This window comes from Sphingomonas pseudosanguinis, from assembly GCF_052056765.1.
Taxonomy (GTDB): domain Bacteria; phylum Pseudomonadota; class Alphaproteobacteria; order Sphingomonadales; family Sphingomonadaceae; genus Sphingomonas; species Sphingomonas pseudosanguinis.
On the sequence record NZ_CP189888.1, the window covers coordinates 2,413,875 to 2,430,308 of the forward strand.

Annotated in this window: 13 protein-coding genes; 7 read left to right on the forward strand and 6 right to left on the reverse strand. The window is 66.7% G+C overall.

Translation table 11 applies throughout. The features are described from left to right. Window positions 1-152 precede the first annotated feature (152 nt). On the forward strand, window positions 153-1,163 hold the full coding sequence (locus ACQHGV_RS10850) for an acyltransferase family protein (protein ID WP_440978202.1): 1,011 nt from the start codon (window positions 153-155) through the stop codon (window positions 1,161-1,163). Window positions 1,164-1,167: 4 nt separating this feature from the next. On the opposite strand, the gene ACQHGV_RS10855 is transcribed toward ACQHGV_RS10850, so the two are convergent. Together ACQHGV_RS10855 and ACQHGV_RS10860 are read right to left on the reverse strand one after the other, a co-directional pair. Further along, window positions 1,168-1,824: a hypothetical protein gene (locus tag ACQHGV_RS10855; RefSeq protein ID WP_440978203.1), complete on the reverse strand. Its 657-nt coding sequence runs from the start codon at window positions 1,822-1,824 to the stop codon at window positions 1,168-1,170. Further along, window positions 1,821-3,032, reverse strand: coding sequence for a TIGR04063 family PEP-CTERM/XrtA system glycosyltransferase (locus tag ACQHGV_RS10860; protein WP_440978204.1), 1,212 nt, complete (start codon window positions 3,030-3,032; stop codon window positions 1,821-1,823). The genes ACQHGV_RS10855 and ACQHGV_RS10860 overlap by 4 nt, the downstream gene beginning before the upstream one ends. A gap of 91 nt (window positions 3,033-3,123) precedes the next feature. On the opposite strand from ACQHGV_RS10860, the gene ACQHGV_RS10865 reads away from it, so the two are divergent. Both ACQHGV_RS10865 and ACQHGV_RS10870 read left to right on the forward strand, forming a co-directional pair. Beyond that, window positions 3,124-3,261: a hypothetical protein gene (locus ACQHGV_RS10865; protein WP_409787203.1), complete on the forward strand. Its 138-nt coding sequence runs from the start codon at window positions 3,124-3,126 to the stop codon at window positions 3,259-3,261. Next, window positions 3,254-4,621 (forward strand): putative O-glycosylation ligase, exosortase A system-associated, encoded by a 1,368-nt coding sequence (locus ACQHGV_RS10870; protein WP_440978205.1) that lies wholly within the window; start codon window positions 3,254-3,256, stop codon window positions 4,619-4,621. The genes ACQHGV_RS10865 and ACQHGV_RS10870 overlap by 8 nt, the downstream gene beginning before the upstream one ends. 170 nt (window positions 4,622-4,791) lie before the next feature. Here the strand turns inward: ACQHGV_RS10870 and ACQHGV_RS10875 are convergent, their stop codons facing one another. Both ACQHGV_RS10875 and ACQHGV_RS10880 read right to left on the reverse strand, forming a co-directional pair. Further along, entirely contained in the window at window positions 4,792-5,721 is a 930-nt protein-coding gene (locus ACQHGV_RS10875) for a right-handed parallel beta-helix repeat-containing protein (protein ID WP_440978206.1), read from the reverse strand. An 84-nt stretch (window positions 5,722-5,805) separates the two neighbouring features. Continuing rightward, window positions 5,806-6,378, reverse strand: coding sequence for a type 1 glutamine amidotransferase domain-containing protein (locus tag ACQHGV_RS10880; RefSeq protein WP_058715412.1), 573 nt, complete (start codon window positions 6,376-6,378; stop codon window positions 5,806-5,808). Between the two features lie 123 nt (window positions 6,379-6,501). Here ACQHGV_RS10880 and ACQHGV_RS10885 point away from each other — a divergent pair, with 123 nt between their 5' ends. Further along, the gene (locus tag ACQHGV_RS10885) at window positions 6,502-7,503 is read left to right on the forward strand and encodes a DNA topoisomerase IB (protein ID WP_440978207.1); all 1,002 of its coding nucleotides are present in this window, start codon (window positions 6,502-6,504) and stop codon (window positions 7,501-7,503) included. A gap of 43 nt (window positions 7,504-7,546) precedes the next feature. Further along, entirely contained in the window at window positions 7,547-8,713 is a 1,167-nt protein-coding gene (locus ACQHGV_RS10890) for a mechanosensitive ion channel family protein (protein WP_440978208.1), read from the forward strand. A gap of 124 nt (window positions 8,714-8,837) precedes the next feature. Here the strand turns inward: ACQHGV_RS10890 and ACQHGV_RS10895 are convergent, their stop codons facing one another. Next, complete coding sequence (locus ACQHGV_RS10895; protein ID WP_440980192.1) at window positions 8,838-11,768, reverse strand: L-glutamate gamma-semialdehyde dehydrogenase; 2,931 nt, start codon at window positions 11,766-11,768, stop codon at window positions 8,838-8,840. Between the two features lie 579 nt (window positions 11,769-12,347). On the opposite strand from ACQHGV_RS10895, the gene ACQHGV_RS10900 reads away from it, so the two are divergent. Continuing rightward, window positions 12,348-12,827, forward strand: coding sequence for a pyridoxamine 5'-phosphate oxidase family protein (locus ACQHGV_RS10900; RefSeq protein WP_440978209.1), 480 nt, complete (start codon window positions 12,348-12,350; stop codon window positions 12,825-12,827). 247 nt (window positions 12,828-13,074) lie between these two features. On the opposite strand, the gene ACQHGV_RS10905 is transcribed toward ACQHGV_RS10900, so the two are convergent. Beyond that, window positions 13,075-14,292, reverse strand: coding sequence for a polyhydroxyalkanoate depolymerase (locus ACQHGV_RS10905; protein WP_440978210.1), 1,218 nt, complete (start codon window positions 14,290-14,292; stop codon window positions 13,075-13,077). Window positions 14,293-14,501: 209 nt separating this feature from the next. On the opposite strand from ACQHGV_RS10905, the gene ACQHGV_RS10910 reads away from it, so the two are divergent. After that, complete coding sequence (locus ACQHGV_RS10910; protein WP_440978211.1) at window positions 14,502-16,286, forward strand: ABC transporter transmembrane domain-containing protein; 1,785 nt, start codon at window positions 14,502-14,504, stop codon at window positions 16,284-16,286. Window positions 16,287-16,434: the final 148 nt, after the last annotated feature.

A 16,434-nucleotide genomic window follows, 5' to 3' on the forward strand; every position in this document is an offset into this window, starting at 1 on the left:
CAGGGGAGGAAGGGTTGACTTGAAAAGGGCGGCGGGATTTCAGTCCCGCCGCCCTTTTTCATGTCATGTCGGCACAGTCGCCGCCACGCCGTGGCTTACGCGCTGCGGACGAACCGCCTAGCCTTCACCATGGGGCTGAGGGGCGACAGGGCATGACATCGGGGGTGGAGCGGCACAGGCTGGCGGGGATCGAGGCGTTGCGCGGTGTCGCCGCGATCGCGGTCCTGCTGTGCCACGCCGCCACCCATGTCGATCTCGCCTTTGGGACGCCGACCTTGCGCGCGCTGATGCGGCCCGGACATAATGGCGTCGACCTGTTCTTCGTGCTCAGCGGCTTCCTGCTCCTGTTCATCCATCGCCGCGATGTGGGGCAGCCAGCCACTATGCCACGCTATGCGCGGCGGCGGGTCATGCGCATCTATCCCGTCTATTGGCTGGCGTTGGCCGCGACGATCGCCATCGCGTTGGCGGGCGGGCATGGCTGGCCCGCGCCGGGGCGGGTCCTGCTGTCGATCCTGCTGTGGCCCAGCACCACCGTGCCGCTGCATCCGCTCGCCTGGACGTTGCAATATGAGGTGATGTTCTATCTGATCTTCGCGTTGCTGCTGCTCCACCGCTTGGCGGGTCTGGCGGCAATGGCGCTGTGGCTGCTCGCGATCGTGACGGCGCAAATCGTGCCGATCGGCGGGGGCCTAGCGACGAACATCTTCGCGATCGAGTTCTTCTTCGGCATGGCGGCCGCGCAGATGCTATACGTCCGCCCTCCCCCAGCCCGCGTCGCCGCCGGGATCGCGGCGGTCGGCGCGATCGTCTTCCTCGGCGGCTGGGCGATGGAAGCGGCGGGATGGCTTTATGGCTATGGCGTGGCCGCGCGGCTGGTCTACGGCCTGTCCGCCGCCGCGATGATCGGCGGGGCGGCGGGAAGCGAGGCGCGGCTGCGCTGGCCGCAATCGCTGATCGGCATCGGCCGGGCCTCCTATGCCATTTACCTGTTCCACCTGATCGGGATCGGTGTCGCGTGGCAGATCGGCACGCGGCTGGGCGTCGCGTTGCCGCCCGTCCCGTGGTTCATCCTGCTGGTGCTGGCCGGTGGGCTGTTGGGCGTTGCGGTCCATGTCACGGTCGAGCGCCCGCTGCTGCGGTGGATGCGGCGCGGCGGCTAAAGGCTCAGTCGGGCCGCTTCATCTTGCGGCGCGCGGCGTCGCGCTCCAGCCGGTCGAGCAGCGACTCGATCGAATCATTCTGCGGGTCGGGCGGGGGCAGTTTCGCGCCTTTCTCCTCGACATCGGGCTCGTGCATCGGCGCGATCGGCATCGGCTCGCGGGGCACGGCACGCATCGAGTCGGGGTCGAAGGCGGCGAGTGGCTGGTCGAGATCGGCGGGCAGCGTCCGCTCCTCTTCGTCGTCCTCGCTCGCCGGCGGGGGCGGCGCGCCCAGCTCGGCGGCGAGCAGCGGGCGACGCGGCGGCGCGTCAGGGTGGCGGTCCGAACGGCGGACGGCGGGCACATAATCCGCGTCCGCCTCGTCCCGCACCGCTGGCGTCCGCCGGGCGAGCAGCCCACCCGGCCCCCAAAGCAGATAGGCGGCGGCCCACACCACCGCCCCCGCGCCGGCGCCCGCTCCGAAGGCGAGCAGCAGCCGCGCCTTGGTTCCCAGGGGCGGCCGCGCGGCGGATAGGATGTCGGCCAGTCCCAATTGGGTGACCAGCATCTCCAGCCGCCAGACGGGCGCGATCAGGAAGAGAAAGGCAATCAACACGCCGGCCGCCCCGCCGATCAGGGCGGGGAGGAAGCGATGCGAAGAGGGCGTAGCGGTGAAGGTCATGAGCGTCTCGTCGCAGCCTTTGCTACCAAGCGCTGGTAAACAGGTTCGTAACGCCGGATATTTGCGGCCCAATCGCGTTCGGTTTCCACGAACTGTCGGCCCGCCGCGCGCCGCTCGTCCCAAAGCGCCCGGTCCGCCAGCAATGCCGCCAGCGCATCCGCCAGTGCGGCGGGATCGTCGGGCGGGAACAGCGTACCGGTGACGCCGTCGCGGATCAGTTCGCGGTGTCCGCCGACATCCGACGCCGCGACCAGCCGGCGCTGCGCCATCGCCTCCAGTGGCTTCAGCGGGGTGACCAGATCGGTCAGCCGCATCTTCTTGCGCGGATAGGCCAGCACATCGACCAGCCCGTAATAACGCTCGACCTCCTGATGCGGCACGCGGCCGATGAAGCGTATCGCATCCGCCACCGGCGAGGCATCGGCCTGCGCGCGCAATGCCGCCTCCATCGGGCCGCCGCCGACCAGCAACAGCCGCGCCGCCGGCCGCACCGCCACCAGGCGCGGCATGGCGGCGATCAGGTCGTCCAACCCCTCATAATCATAGAAACTGCCGATGAAGCCGATCACCTCGGCCCCCTCCAGCTCCAGTTCGCGCGCTAGAATATCATCGCGCGCCGGCGGCTGGCCGAACAGGGTCAGGTCGACGCCGTTGGGCGAGACGATGATCTTGTCGGCGGCGATCCCCCGATCGATCAGGTCGCCGCGCAAACCTTCGCAAATCACCGCGACCGCATCGGCACGCGCACAGGCCCAGCTTTCGAGCGCACGCGTGGCACGGTAGCGGGCGCTCCCCTCCGTACCCGTGCCGTTGCCGACCGCCGCATCCTCCCAAAAGGCGCGAATCTCATAGACCAGCGGCAGCCCACGCCGCCGCGCCACCGTCCAGGCGGCCAGCGCGTTCAGGACGGGCGAATGGGCGTGGAGGATGTCGGGCCGGAACGCCTCGACCGCCGCCGTGATCGCGCGGACATGCGCCGCCAGCCCCCGCGCCTCGCCTATCAACCCCTGCGGCATCGCGGCGGGGGTGCGGTGGAAGGTCAGCCCGTCGATCGTCTCGCAAGCATCGGGTGATGGCCCCTGACGCGGCCCGGTGACGGCGGCCACCGCGTGCCCCGTCGCCTGCTGTGCCTTCAGGATGGCGCGCGTGCGGAACGTGTATCCGCTTTGCAGCGGCAGGCCATGGTCGAGGATATGCAGGATACGCATGGATTTCGCCTGTCATGACAGGCCTTAACGCCGCGTCAACCGACGGTTTATAAGCGGGATCGTGCCACTTGCGGAAAAGAGGGAGGGGCAGATGATCGACGGCTTCGTCCTGCTCCTGACCCACGGCCTGATGCTGATCGCCGCCTGGCGGCTGCTCGGGCGGCGCGATCTGGACAACGAGGCACCCGATCCGCATGCCGGACACAAGGGGCGGCGCCCCGATGCGTGACCTGTTCCTGATCGGATTCCTGTTCAGCCTGTTCGCCATGGGGCTGCGGCGGCCGTTCCTGCTGGTGCTCGCCTATATCTATATCGACATCGTCTCGCCCCAGCGGCTGACCTATTATCTGCTCAACGCCGTGCCCATCTCGCTGATCGCGGTGGTGTCGGCAGTCATGGCCTGGGTGCTGGTCGACGACAAGCGCGACAGCCGCTTCACGGTGCGGCAGGGCGCGATCCTGATGCTGCTGATCTATTGCGGCCTAACCACCTTTTTCGGCGCGGACTTTCCGACCGAGGCGCTGCAGAAATGGGACTGGGTGTGGAAGGCGCTGGCCTTCGCCGTGTTCCTGCCGCTGACGCTGCGCACCCGGCTGCGGATCGAGGCGCTGCTGCTGTTCATGATCCTGTCGCTCGCCTCGATCGTCATCGTCGGCGGGATCAAGACGCTATTCTCGGGCGGGGGCTATGGCGAGCTGAACCTGATGGTGACCAACAATACCGGTCTCTATGAGGGCAGCATCATCTCCGCCGTCGCCATCTCGGCGATCCCGGTCATCCTGTGGCTGGCATCGCACGGCACCATCTTTCCGCCCGACTGGCGGGTGCGGGTGTTTTCCTATGCGCTGGTCTTTGCCTGCCTGCTGATCCCGATCGGCACCTCGGCGCGCACCGGCCTGCTGTGCATCGGGCTGCTCGGCATCCTGATGCTGCGCGATGTGAAGCGGCGGTTCCTGTATATCGGCATGGTGGCGGTGGCGGGGCTGATCGCCGTTCCGCTCCTCCCCTCCTCCTATACCCAGCGGATGGACACGATCCGCACCTATCAGGGCGACGAATCCGCCTCGACCCGGCTGGCGGTGTGGAAATGGACGCTCGACTATGTCGGCTCCCACCCCTTTGGCGGGGGGTTCAACGCCTATCTGCAGAACTCGCTCAGCTTCGAGCTGACCTCGGTCGAGGGCAGCGCGCATGATTCGACGATCGAGCGGCGCAAGGCGACCGATCGGGGCCGTGCCTATCACTCCAGCTATTTCGAGATGCTCGGCGAGCAGGGCTGGCCCGGGTTGATCCTATGGCTGGGGATCAATCTGGCGGGGTTGTTGCGGATGGAGGCGCTGCGCCGTCGCTACCGCGCGGTCGATGATCCGCTGCACTGGGGCGGCACGCTGGCGGGCGCGTTGCAACATGCGCAGCTCATCTATCTGCTAGGGGGTGCGTTCGTCGGGATCGCGTTCAATCCCTTCCTCTTCCAGCTGATGGCCGCGCAGATCGGCCTCGACACCTATCTCTCGCGTCGCACGCGTGAGGCGCGGACCAGACAGATGCAGCGCCGCGCCGACCTGCCGCGCGGGGCGAAGGCGGTGTGAAACAATTCCTCCCCTGCAAGGGGAGGGGGACCATGCGCAGCATGGTGGAGGGGTGTCGCCGGTCGTGATGAAGTCCCGCCCTCGCAGCCGGTGACACCCCTCCGTCAGGGCTGCGCCCTGCCACCTCCCCTTACAGGGGAGGAATTGGGAGACCGGCCGACCGCTTACACTTACATCCAGCGCCGTGCGGTGGGGGTGATACCCGCTCCCAGGATATTGCCCCGCAGGACGATCGGCTCGCCCGACCAATTGCCGACGAACACCGGCTTGAAGTCCGCCCCCGGCGCCAATCGCGCGCGGTTATTCTCGACCACCAGCCCGGACGAGTCGTTCTTCGCCCCTTCCGGCGCGACGGTGATCAGGGTCGAGTGATTGTCCTTGTCTCGGCCGACCACGAACTCATTGCCCGCGATCCGGCCCTTCGCGCCGTTGGACAGGTCGATCATATAGTTCGACATGTGCGCATGGCTGTCGTCGAAGCTGCTGTCGAGCACCTCGACCATCGGCGCGCGGCTCTTGACGTAATGGCCGCCCTGCCCGCGCTCGAACCGGCAGGCGGTGACGCGCAGCGACCGATAGCGGCCCATATAGATGCCATGCGCGCCCGTGCCGGTCGGGTCGTGGCCCAGCCCCGAAAAGGTCGAATGGTCGACGCTGACCGTGCCACTCGGATCGTCGGCGGACAGGATGCCCGACTGGCTGTCGAGGAACATCGCGTTGCTGACGCTCAGCGGCCCCTTCTCGATACGGATGCCCGCGCCATTGCCGTCGCCGACCTCGATATGGCTGAAGACGATGCCCTCCACCTGCGCGCCGCGTCCGCGCAGGACGAGTGCGGCCTTCCCCTCGCAGGCGATGCGGGTGAAGATCGTCTTGCCCGGTTCGACCGCGACATAGTGGATGCGGCCGGCGGCCTGCACCGCGCATTCGCGGTAGGTGCCCGGCGCGATGCGGATGTCCCCCTCCCCATCGCCGATCGCATTGACCGCATCCTGCAAGCTGGCGAACCCGCGCGCGCCGACCATGAAGGGCTGCGCACCCCCTTGCGCCAGCGCGACGCCGGAGGTCAGACCGAGAAGCAACAGCGGAACCAGACGCATGGCATCATCCTGAAAGCAAGCGGGCGCCGCATCCTGCCACGCACGGTGGCCGGATGCGACGCCCGTCAGTGTCCCGTGGCGGGATCAGGCCTCTTCGGTCTCTTCCTCGTCGGCCAGTTCCTCTTCCAGCGCGGTCAGGATCGCCTTGTTGAAGGCGGGGATGTCGTCGGGCTTGCGGCTGGTGATCAGGTTGCCGTCGACCACGACCTCCTCGTCCACCACGTCCGCGCCCGCATTGGACAGGTCGGTGCGGATCGAGGGATAGCTGGTCAGGCGGCGGCCATCGATCACGTCCGCCTCGGCCAGCAGCCAGGGGCCGTGGCAGATGGCGGCGACGATCTTGTCATCCTCCATGAACTCGGTGACGATCTCGACCGCGCGCTCGTTTAGGCGCAGCTTGTCGGGGTTGCAGGTGCCGCCGGGGATGACCAGCGCGTCGTAATCATCGGTATCGACCTCGTCGACGGTCAGGTCGGGGGTCGCCGTCTCGGCCTTGTTGATGTCGCCTTCCATGCCCTGGATCGGGTCGGACTTGAGCGAGGCGAGCTGCACCTTGGCGCCGGCGGCTTCCAGCGCCTTGCGCGGTTCGAACAGTTCGACGGTCTCGAAGCCGTCGGCGGCGAGCATCAGGACGCGTGCCTGGGAAAGATCGGCCATGATGGAAAACTCCTGTCGGGGGATGCCTCGGGGGATAGGCTAGACGAGAACCCGCGACCGCATCGGCCGTTCCGGAACGAAGCGACCAGCGACGCATTTGCAAAGGTGACCCGAGGGAGTGCGATGGCGACCCGTTTAGTCTTTTGCGATGACAGCAAGCCCGGCATCACGCGCACGAAGGTGCGCGGCAAATGGGCCTATTGGACCGCCAAGGGCGAGCGGATCACCGACGCAGACGAAATCGACCGGCTGAACCGCATCGGCCTGCCCCCCGCCTATAAGGACGCCTGGTTCTGCCCGCGCGCCAACGGCCATATCCAGGCGGTCGGTTGGGACGAGAAGGGTCGCAAGCAATATCGCTATCACGCCGATTTCCGCGAGGCGCAGGAGGCGGCGAAATATGAACGCTGCGCCGCGTTCGGCCACGCCCTGCCCGCGCTGCGCAAGCGGGTGGAGGCCGATTTGAAGAAGCGCGGCCTGTGCAAGGAGCGCGCGGTCGCCGCCGTGGTCCGGCTGCTCGACAATGGCCATTTGCGCGTCGGTAACGAGGCCTATGCCGCCACTAACAAGAGTTTCGGCGCGACGACGCTGCGCAAGCGCCACGGCCAGGTGAAGGGCACGACGCTGCGCCTGCGCTATCGCGGCAAGTCGGGCAAGATGCGCGACCTGACGCTGACCGACCGCTCGCTCGCCAGCTTCGTGAAGCGGTGCCAGGATCTGGACGAACAGCATCTCTTCGCCTGGGTCGATGAGGATGGCGAGGCGAACCCCGTCTCCTCCTCCGACGTCAACGCCTATATCCGCGAGGCGACGGGGTGCGACTTCACCGCCAAGCATTTCCGCACCTGGGCCGCCAGCGTCGCGGCATTCGAGGCGCTGGCACTCGCCGAGGCGGATTTGAGCCTGAAGGCGATGCTGGAGCCGGTCGTCGAGAAGCTGGGCAATACGCCCGCGATCGCGCGCAAGTCCTATGTCCACCCGTCGCTGATCGCGCTCGTCAAGGATGGCCAGGCGGCGTTTCGCAAGACCCTGCGCCTGCCCCGTGCCCGCGCCGGACTGTCCCGCATCGAATGCGGGCTGATCGCATTTCTGGAGGCCGGAACCCCGGCCAGTAAGGCGGCCTGACCGCGCCGTTCCTCCCCAATTGCCCCGACTTAAAGGAGTCCCCATGGCGAAATCCTCGCCCAAGGCGCCGATCTTCGACGGCTCGCACATCCCCGATCAGGTCGAGGGGGTCGTCGATGCCACCTATGACTGGGTCCAGGTCTATTGGCTGAAGGTGCTGATCGCGATCGGTGCCGGCGCGGTCATCGTGCTGGCGCTGCTCTGGGTGCGCAGACTGGGCGACCGGCTGTGCCGCAAGCCCGGTTTCGCGGGCGGCTGGGGTGTGATCCTGGGCCATGCCATTGCCCGGACGAACCTGTTCTTCATCGTCACCCTCGCCGCGCAGCTGGTGTCCGGCTATGCCGGCGCGCCGGGCGAGGTCGCCAAGACGATCAGCTTCCTGTTCACCGTCGCCAGCGTGTTCCAGGCGGCGATCTGGGCGCGCGAACTGATCCTCGGCACGATCGAGCATCGCACCCGCTCCGAACATTATTCGGGCGAGGCGCTGCTCTCGGCCATGGGGTTGATCCGGTTGCTGGTGACGGTGGTGCTGTTCGCCATCGCGCTCGTCGTGGTGCTCGACAATCTGGGCGTCAACGTCACCGGCTTGGTCGCGGGTCTGGGCGTCGGCGGCATCGCCATCGGTCTGGCCGCGCAGGGCATTTTCGGCGATCTGTTCGCCGCGCTCGCCATCATCTTCGACCGGCCGTTCCGCCGCGGCGACAAGATCGCCTATGACAATACGACCGGCATCATCGAGGCGATCGGCCTGAAATCGACCCGTATCCGCGCCTTTACCGGGGAGTTGCGGATCATCTCGAACCGCAACCTCCTCGACAAGGAAATCCAGAATCAGACGGTGCGCCAGCATGTGCGCATCTCGCTGATGATCGGCGTGGCCTATGAAACCCCGCCCGAAACGCTGGCCCGACTGCCCCAGTTGCTGACCGAGATCGTCGAGGGCGAAGGCGGTAAGGTCGCCCGCGCCGGCTTCGAAAGCTTCGGCGCGTCGAGCCTGGATTTCGCCCTCCAGTTCGACGTGCCCGGCGACGACTGGGCCACCGCGCACGATACCCGCAACCGGGTGCTGGTGAGCCTGATGAAACGGTTCGCCGCCGAGGGCATCTCCATCCCCTACCCCACCCAGACGACCTACACCGCAGCGCCGGACGGGACGCTGGTGATGCCCTATCCGCAGGTCCAGCCGGTGGAGGTGCATCAGGCAAACTAATCCTCCCCTTTAAGGGGAGGTGGCAGTCCGAAGGACTGACGGAGGGGTGTCACGGCCAGCAGGGACACCCCTCCACCATGCTTCGCATGGTCCCCCTCCCCTTACAGGGGAGGAATAGCGTGGATCAAATCCCCCCTTCGTCCAGCGACAACAGCGTGGCGTTGCCGCCCGCCGAGGTCGTGTCGACCGACACCGCCCGCTCCGCGCAGAAGCGATAGAGGTAATGCGGGCCGCCCGCCTTCGGGCCCGTGCCCGACAGGCCTTCGCCGCCGAAAGGCTGGCTGCCGACGACCGCGCCGATCATCGAGCGGTTGATATAGAGGTTGCCGACCGCCGCCTCGCTCTCGGCGACTTCGCTGGCGCGGGCGATGCGGCTGTGCAGGCCCATGGTCAGGCCGTAACCCTTGGCGTTCACCTTCGCGATCGTCTCGGACAGGGTGCCCGCTTCCCAGGTCGCGACGTGCAGGATCGGGCCGAACCATTCCTGGGTCAGGTCCTCGACACGATCGAGCCGGATCAGCGTCGGCGGCACGAACAGGCCGTCGGCGGGCGCGTCGAGCGTCTTGATCGTCTGCGTCACCATCGACGCGCGGTACGCCATCAGCTTGTCATAGGCGGCCTGGTCGATCACCGGGCCGACATCGGTCGCCGGATTGCCGGTCGGGCCCAGGACCAGCGTCTCCATCGCGCCCTTCAGCATTTCGATGACATTGTCGGCGACATCGGCCTGCACCAGCAGAAGCCGCAGCGCCGAGCAGCGCTGCCCCGCCGAGCGGAAGGACGAGGTGATGACGTCCGCCACCACCTGCTCGGGCAGCGCGGTCGAGTCGACGATCATCGCGTTGATGCCGCCGGTCTCGGCGATCAGCGGCACGATCGGGCGGTCGTCATCCGCCACCAGCGTCCGCGCGATCCGCTTGGCGGTGGCGGTCGAGCCGGTGAAGGCCACGCCCGCGATCCGGTGATCCTCGGTCAGTGTCTGGCCCACATCCGGCCCGCCGACCGCAAGCAGCAACGCATCACGCGGTACGCCCGCGCGGTAGGCCAGCTCGACCGCCGCCGCCGCGATGGCGGGCGTCTGCGGCGCGGGCTTGGCGACGACGGTGTTGCCGGTCACGAGCGCCGCGACCGTCTGACCGAGGAAGATCGCCAGCGGGAAGTTCCACGGCGCGACCGTCGCCCAGACGCCGCGCCCTTCGAGGTGCAGCGTGTTGCGCTCGCCCGTCGGTCCCGGCAGTTCGACCGAGCCCAGCCGGGCGCGGGCCTGCTGCGCATAGTAACGGCAGAAATCGGCGGCCTCGCGCACCTCGCCGATCGCGTCGGGGATGGTCTTGAACGCCTCCTGCACCAGGATCGCCATCAGCCGCTCGCGATCCTGCTCCAGCAGATCGGCGAGCTTTTCCAGCACACTCGCGCGCGTGTCGAGCGGCGTCGCGTTCCAGGCCGGAAAGGCCGCATGAGCGCGCGCGACCAGCGACGCGACATCGGCGGTGGCGGCGGCCGGCTTCACGGCGGGGGCGTTGACCGCCTTCACCGTCGCGTCGAGCGTCGCGATGTCGCTCAGGTCGATCCCGGTCGAGTTGCGATGGCCCGGCGCGAACAGGTCGATGGGCAGTGGGATGCTGGGGTGACGTGCACCACCCACGGCGGCGATCTTGGCGACCGGATCGGCGAGGATTTCCGCCTCAGTCAGCCGCGCATCGGCGAGCTGGTGCACGAAGCTGGAGTTCGCGCCATTCTCCAGCAGACGGCGGACCAGATAGGCCAGCAGGTCGCGGTGACCACCGACCGGCGCATAGATACGGCACTTATGGCCATGCTCGCGCACCAGCCGCTCGTACAGGCCGTCGCCCATGCCGTGCAGCCGCTGGAATTCGAAGTCGTGGCTGTTGCCCGCCCATTCCAAAATGGTCGCGACGGTCAGCGCATTGTGGCTGGCAAAGGCGGGGCGGATATTCTCGGCCGCCAGCATGTCCTTGGCCACCGCCAGATAGGACACATCGGTCGCCGCCTTGCGCGTGAACAGCGGATAGTCGCCCAGCCCCTCGACCTGGGTGCGCTTGATCTCGCTGTCCCAGTACGCGCCCTTGACCAGACGGACGTTCATGATCCGGTCGAGGCCATTGGCCCAAGCAATGACCGCGCGGGCGCGCTTGCCATAGGCCTGCACCGCCATACCGAAGCCGTCCCATCCCTTCAGCGCCGGGAGCGCCGCGACGCCGCCGATGATGTCGAGGCTCATCTCCAGCCGCTCGGACTCCTCGGCATCGACGGTCAGCGCGATGCCCTTGTCCGCCGCCTGCCGCGCCAGCTGCGCCAGCATGTCGGTGAGCGCAGGCACGCACTCATAGGCGCGCGGCAGTTCGTAGCGCGGGTGGAGCGCCGACAGCTTGACCGACACCGAATGCCCCGCCGCCGGGTCGGAGCCGACCGCGTCGATCGCCTTCACATAGGCCTGGAAATAGCGCTCGGCATCCTCATGCGTGCGCGCCGCCTCGCCCAGCATATCGAAGCTGGCGGTGAAGCCCTTGTTCTCGGGCTTCTTCATGCGGCGCATCGCCTCTTCGATGGTGCGGCCCATCACGAAAATCTCGCCCATCATCCGCATCGCGGCACCGACCGCCTGACGGACGAACGGCTCGCCCGCGCGCGACAGCAGCCGCTTGAGCGGCCCCGCCTCGCCCTCACCGACCAGCGCCCGGCCGACGACCAGACCCCAGGTGGCCGAGTTGACCAGCTTGGACGCCGAGCGCCCGGTGTGCGCGCGCCAGTCGGCCTCGCCCAGCTTGTCGGCGATGAGGAGGTCGGCCGTCTCGGGATCGGGCACGCGCAGGAACGCCTCGGCGAGACTCAGCAGCGCAACGCCCTCGGACGAATTGAGGCGATATTCCTGCAGGAACTGGTTCACCCAGCCGCGATTCTGTGCCGCGCGCAGGTCGGCGAGCAGCCCCGAGGCATGGCCCATGATCCGCTCGCGCGCTTCCGGAGTCGCGGCGGCGCGGTCGAGCAGCGGCTTCAGGACATCGGGTTCGGGCGCGCGATACAGCGATTTCATGGTCTTGCGTGCGTCGGCGGTAACGGCAGAGGTCATAGGTCGTCAGGTCCGGTCGGGCGACCCGGCACGCGGTAGGGCGCTGGCGGGTCGCATGGCTATGCTGTGATGGACCAGCGCTTAGCGGGAAATGCGGGGATTGGGTATCGTTTGATACGATGTGGGGTGTTGCCTTTATGAACTGGAATTCGGCCGACCACAGAGTATAAAAATTGCGGCGACGGACATCCGCCATTCCTATGCACCTGACCGTTGCAGCGGTCTCGGTTCATAGCCCTGGGACTCGGGCGGCTACCCGAGTCCCAGCAGGCAATTCACTGCCGAGTCATTTCGACGATTTGGAGGATCAAATCCGCAAATCGAAGCAGAATGCTCAGAAATTGCACGATCATGCTGGTCGTCATTGAGAGGTACCTTTTGCAATAACGCAACGTCCAAGCCGCGCTCACCTCTTCTGACCAAGCTCCTGATCTGGTTATAGGCCCTGCTCTTGTAGAAAGCCTTTCTACAAGAGCGCGGAAGCGCGCAACCATCCCCGCCCCCGCATCGTTCTCCCGTCAAACCCCTGAAAGGAGAGCCGTGATGGCCGATGACAGCCCCCAGGAAATCGCCGCCAAGTTCCTCGACAAGCTGAAGAGCAGCCCGTTCGTCATGATCGGCCTGAACGACGGCCAGCATTCCGAACCGATGACCGCGCAGATCGATGACGATCAGCCCAACACGCTGTTCTTCTTCGCCGGCCGCGACAACCGGATCGCGAGCGGTGGTCAGGCGATGGCGCAGTTCGTCGGCAAGGGGCATGACTTCTTCGCTTGCCTGGCGGGCCATGTGTCGAAGGACAATGATCCGGCACAGATCGACAAGCTGTGGAATAATCAGGTCGAGGCCTGGTTCCCAGAAGGCAAGTCGGACCCGAACCTGACGCTGCTGCGCTTCGACATCAATTCGGCCGAACTTTGGGAAACCGACATCTCGCTGTCGGGTCGGGTCAAGATGCTGTTCGGCGGTACGATCCGCCCGGACGAGTCGTCCAGCCATGCGGTGGTCGGCTCGGTCGCGTAATTCGCGATCGCCGGAATGCGAAACGCCCGGAGGCCATGGCTTCCGGGCTTTTCTCTATGCCTCAAACTCCGTTCAGCCTGAGCGTAGTCGAAGGCAAAGGGAAAGCGGCCCTCCCGTCATTGCGAGCGCAGCGAAGCAATCCAGAGCGTGTCGCCCGGACACTGGATTGCTTCGCTGCGCTCGCAATGACGGGAAGGACTGGTCTTCAATCGCCCTCAGGCTGAACGGAGGGTGGGAGGAAGTCCCCTCACCCGTTCGCCTTGATCCATTCCTCGACCACCGGGGCGATACGGTTGCGCCATTTGGAGCCGTTGAAGATGCCGTAATGGCCGACATTCTCGGCCATATAATAACGCTTCTTCTCCTCCGGCAGGTTGGTCGCCAGCGTCAGCGCCGCGCGCGTCTGGCCCAGGCCGGAGATGTCGTCGCGCTCTCCCTCGATCGCCAGGATGCCGATGTCGGTGATCGCGCCCGGGTCGACGCGCTTGCCATGGTGGAGCATCTCGCCCTTGGGCAGCGCATGGCGCTGGAACACCAGTTCGACGGTCTGGAGATAGAATTCCGACGTCATATCGCACACCGCGCGATATTCGTCGTAGAAGCGCTTGGTCGCCTCGGCCCCCTCGTCATCGCCCTGGACCAGATGCTTGAACATCTCCCAGTGCGAAATCATGTGGTTGCCCAGGTTCATCGACATGAAGCCGGCGAGTTGCAGAAAGCCCGGATAGACCCGCCGCCCCGCGCCCGGATAGGTCATCGGCACGGTGGCGATCGCATTCTGCTCGAACCAGGCATGCGGCCGCTCTGTCGCCAGCAGGTTGACGGCGGTCGGCGCCTCGCGCGTATCGACCGGGCCGCCCATCAGCGTCAGCGTGCGCGGGGTGCAGGGATGCTTGTCCGCGCTCATCACGCAGGCCGCGACATAGCAGGGCACCGAGGGCTGACACACCGCCAGCATGTGCGCGCCCGGCCCCACCTCGCTCAGGAAGTCGATAATGTAATCGACATAATCGTCGAAATCGAAGCGTCCGTCGGACAGCGGCACCAGCTTCGCATCGCGCCAGTCGGTGATATAGACTTCGCAAGTCGGCAGCATCCGCTCGACCGTGCCGCGCAGCAGCGTGGCGTAATGGCCCGACATCGGCGCGACGATCAGCAGGCGGGGGCTATCCTTGACGCCCTCGCGGCGGAAGCGCTTGAGCTGACCGAAGGGCTTGCGCGCCACGATCTCTTCGTGAACCACCACCTCGCGCCCGTCGACGACCGTCTTGGTCAGGCCGAAAGCGGGCTTGCCGCGCGGGGCCGAGGCATGGGCGAACACCTCCAGCGCCGATCCCATGATCGCGCCGCCGCCGAAATAGGCAAAGGGATTGGCCGGGTTCTGGAGCAGACCCGCACCGAAATTGGCCAGCGCACTCGCGCCCGCCAGCATCGAGCGTTGCATTTCATAGGCGTCGTACAGCATCGTCGATTCCCTCGCGCTCCACGATCGGGAGCCATGATCGACCCCCGTTTATCACGAAACCGTTTGCGCAAGATGACCATAATATGGCCATCGCGTCATATTGCCCGTGATCCGTCGCTGGGCGTAACGCCCGAAAGCGCCGGAACGATGCGCGATCGCCGTCGCCGGCGTTGAGCCTGCCCCGCAGCGCTGCTAGGCCGCGTGCCATCATGGCCAAATCCGCCGCTGCCCCCAAGCCCGCCGTTCCGCCCAGCCGTCGTCTGAGCAATCTCAAAATGGTCTGGCGCTTCACGCTGCGCTACCCCGCGCATCTGGCGGCGGCCGCGCTGTCGCTGCTGGTCGCGGCCAGCGCGACGTTGTTCATCCCGCGCACCTTTCAGAAGGTGATCGATCACGGCTTCGGCCGGATGAGCGATACCGGCAATATCGCGCCCTATTTCCAGGGGTTGCTGGCGGTGGTGCTGGTGCTGGCGGTGGCGACGGCATTCCGCTTCTACTTCGTATCCTGGCTGGGCGAGCGGACGGTTGCCGACATCCGCGTCGCGGTGCAGGCCAATCTGCTGCGCCTGGCACCGCGCTATTTCGAGGAGAACCGCCCCTCGGAGATCGCCAGCCGGCTGACCGCCGACACCGCGATCATCGAACAGGTGGTCGGCTCGACCGTCTCGATCGCGCTGCGCAACGTCGTGATCGGTATCGGCGGCACCATCTACCTCTTCGCGCTGTCGCCCAAGCTGACGCTGTCGCTGCTGATCTGCATTCCGCTGATCGTGCTGCCGATCGTGTTGCTCGGCAAAAAGGTGCGCAGCTATTCGCGTGACAGCCAGGACCGGCTGGCCGACATCGGCGCGATCGCGGTCGAGACCTTGGGCGCGATGAAGGTCGTGCAGGCGTTCGGACAGGAACGCCGTGAGGCCGAGCGGTTCGAGCTGGCGGTCAGCAACGGCTTTGCCACCTCGCGCAAGCGCTTCCTGTTGCGTGCGGTGATGACCGCGATGGTGATCGGGCTGTTCTTCGGCGGGTTGACGCTGCTGTTGTGGGAAGCCGTCGCCGATGTCGCCAGCGGGCGGCTGTCAGGCGGATCGCTTACCGCCTTCGTGGTCACGGGCATGCTGGTCGCGGGCTCGTTCCAGGCGCTGACCGAGGTGTGGGGCGACATCTTGCGCGCCTCGGGCGCGGCGCAGCGGCTGGCCGAGCTGCTGGCCGAGCAGCCCGAGATCGCACCGCCCCCCGCCCCCGCCGTGCTGCCGGTCGTGCCGATGGGTGCGCTACGCTTCGAGCAGGTCGTGTTCCATTATCCGACCCGGCCCGAGGTCGCGGCGCTGAACGACTTCTCGCTCGACATCCGCCCCGGCGAGACGGTCGCGGTGGTCGGCCCCTCGGGTGCGGGCAAGTCGACCCTGTTCCAGCTGGCCGAGCGTTTCTACGATCCGCAAAGCGGGAACATCTCGCTCGACGGGGTCTCTTTGCGCGATGCCGATCCGGGGGCGATCCGTGCGCGCATCGCGATGGTGCCGCAGGAGACGGTGATCTTCGGCGCCTCGGCGCGCGACAATCTCCGCTATGGCCGGTGGGAGGCGAGCGACGACGAACTCTGGGCCGCCGCCGAGGCCGCCAACGCCGCCGACTTCCTGCATGGCCTGCCGCAGGGGCTGGACACCTTCCTCGGCGAAGGCGGTGCGCGGCTGTCGGGTGGCCAGCGGCAGCGGATCACCATCGCCCGCGCGCTGTTGCGGGACGCGCCGATCCTGCTGCTCGACGAGGCGACCAGTGCGCTGGATGCCGAGAGCGAGCAACTGGTCCAGCAGGCGCTGGAGCGGTTGATGGCGAACCGCACGACGTTGGTGATCGCGCACCGGCTGGCGACCGTGCGCGCCGCCGAGCGGATCGTGGTGATGGATGGCGGGCGGATCGTCGAACAGGGCCGTCATTCCGAGCTGATCGCCGGCGGCGGGCTATATGCGCGGCTAGCAAGCCTTCAGTTCCACGACTGATATATCCGGTTTAGTACCATTTTATTGCGGGCGATGGCTTCCCGTGGCCTTCGACTACGCTCAGGCTGAACGGATGTTGGCACGCAAACCAATCCCTCGCTCCGTTCAACCTGAGCGAAGTTGAAGGCCACGTTCCAACCTCACCCGC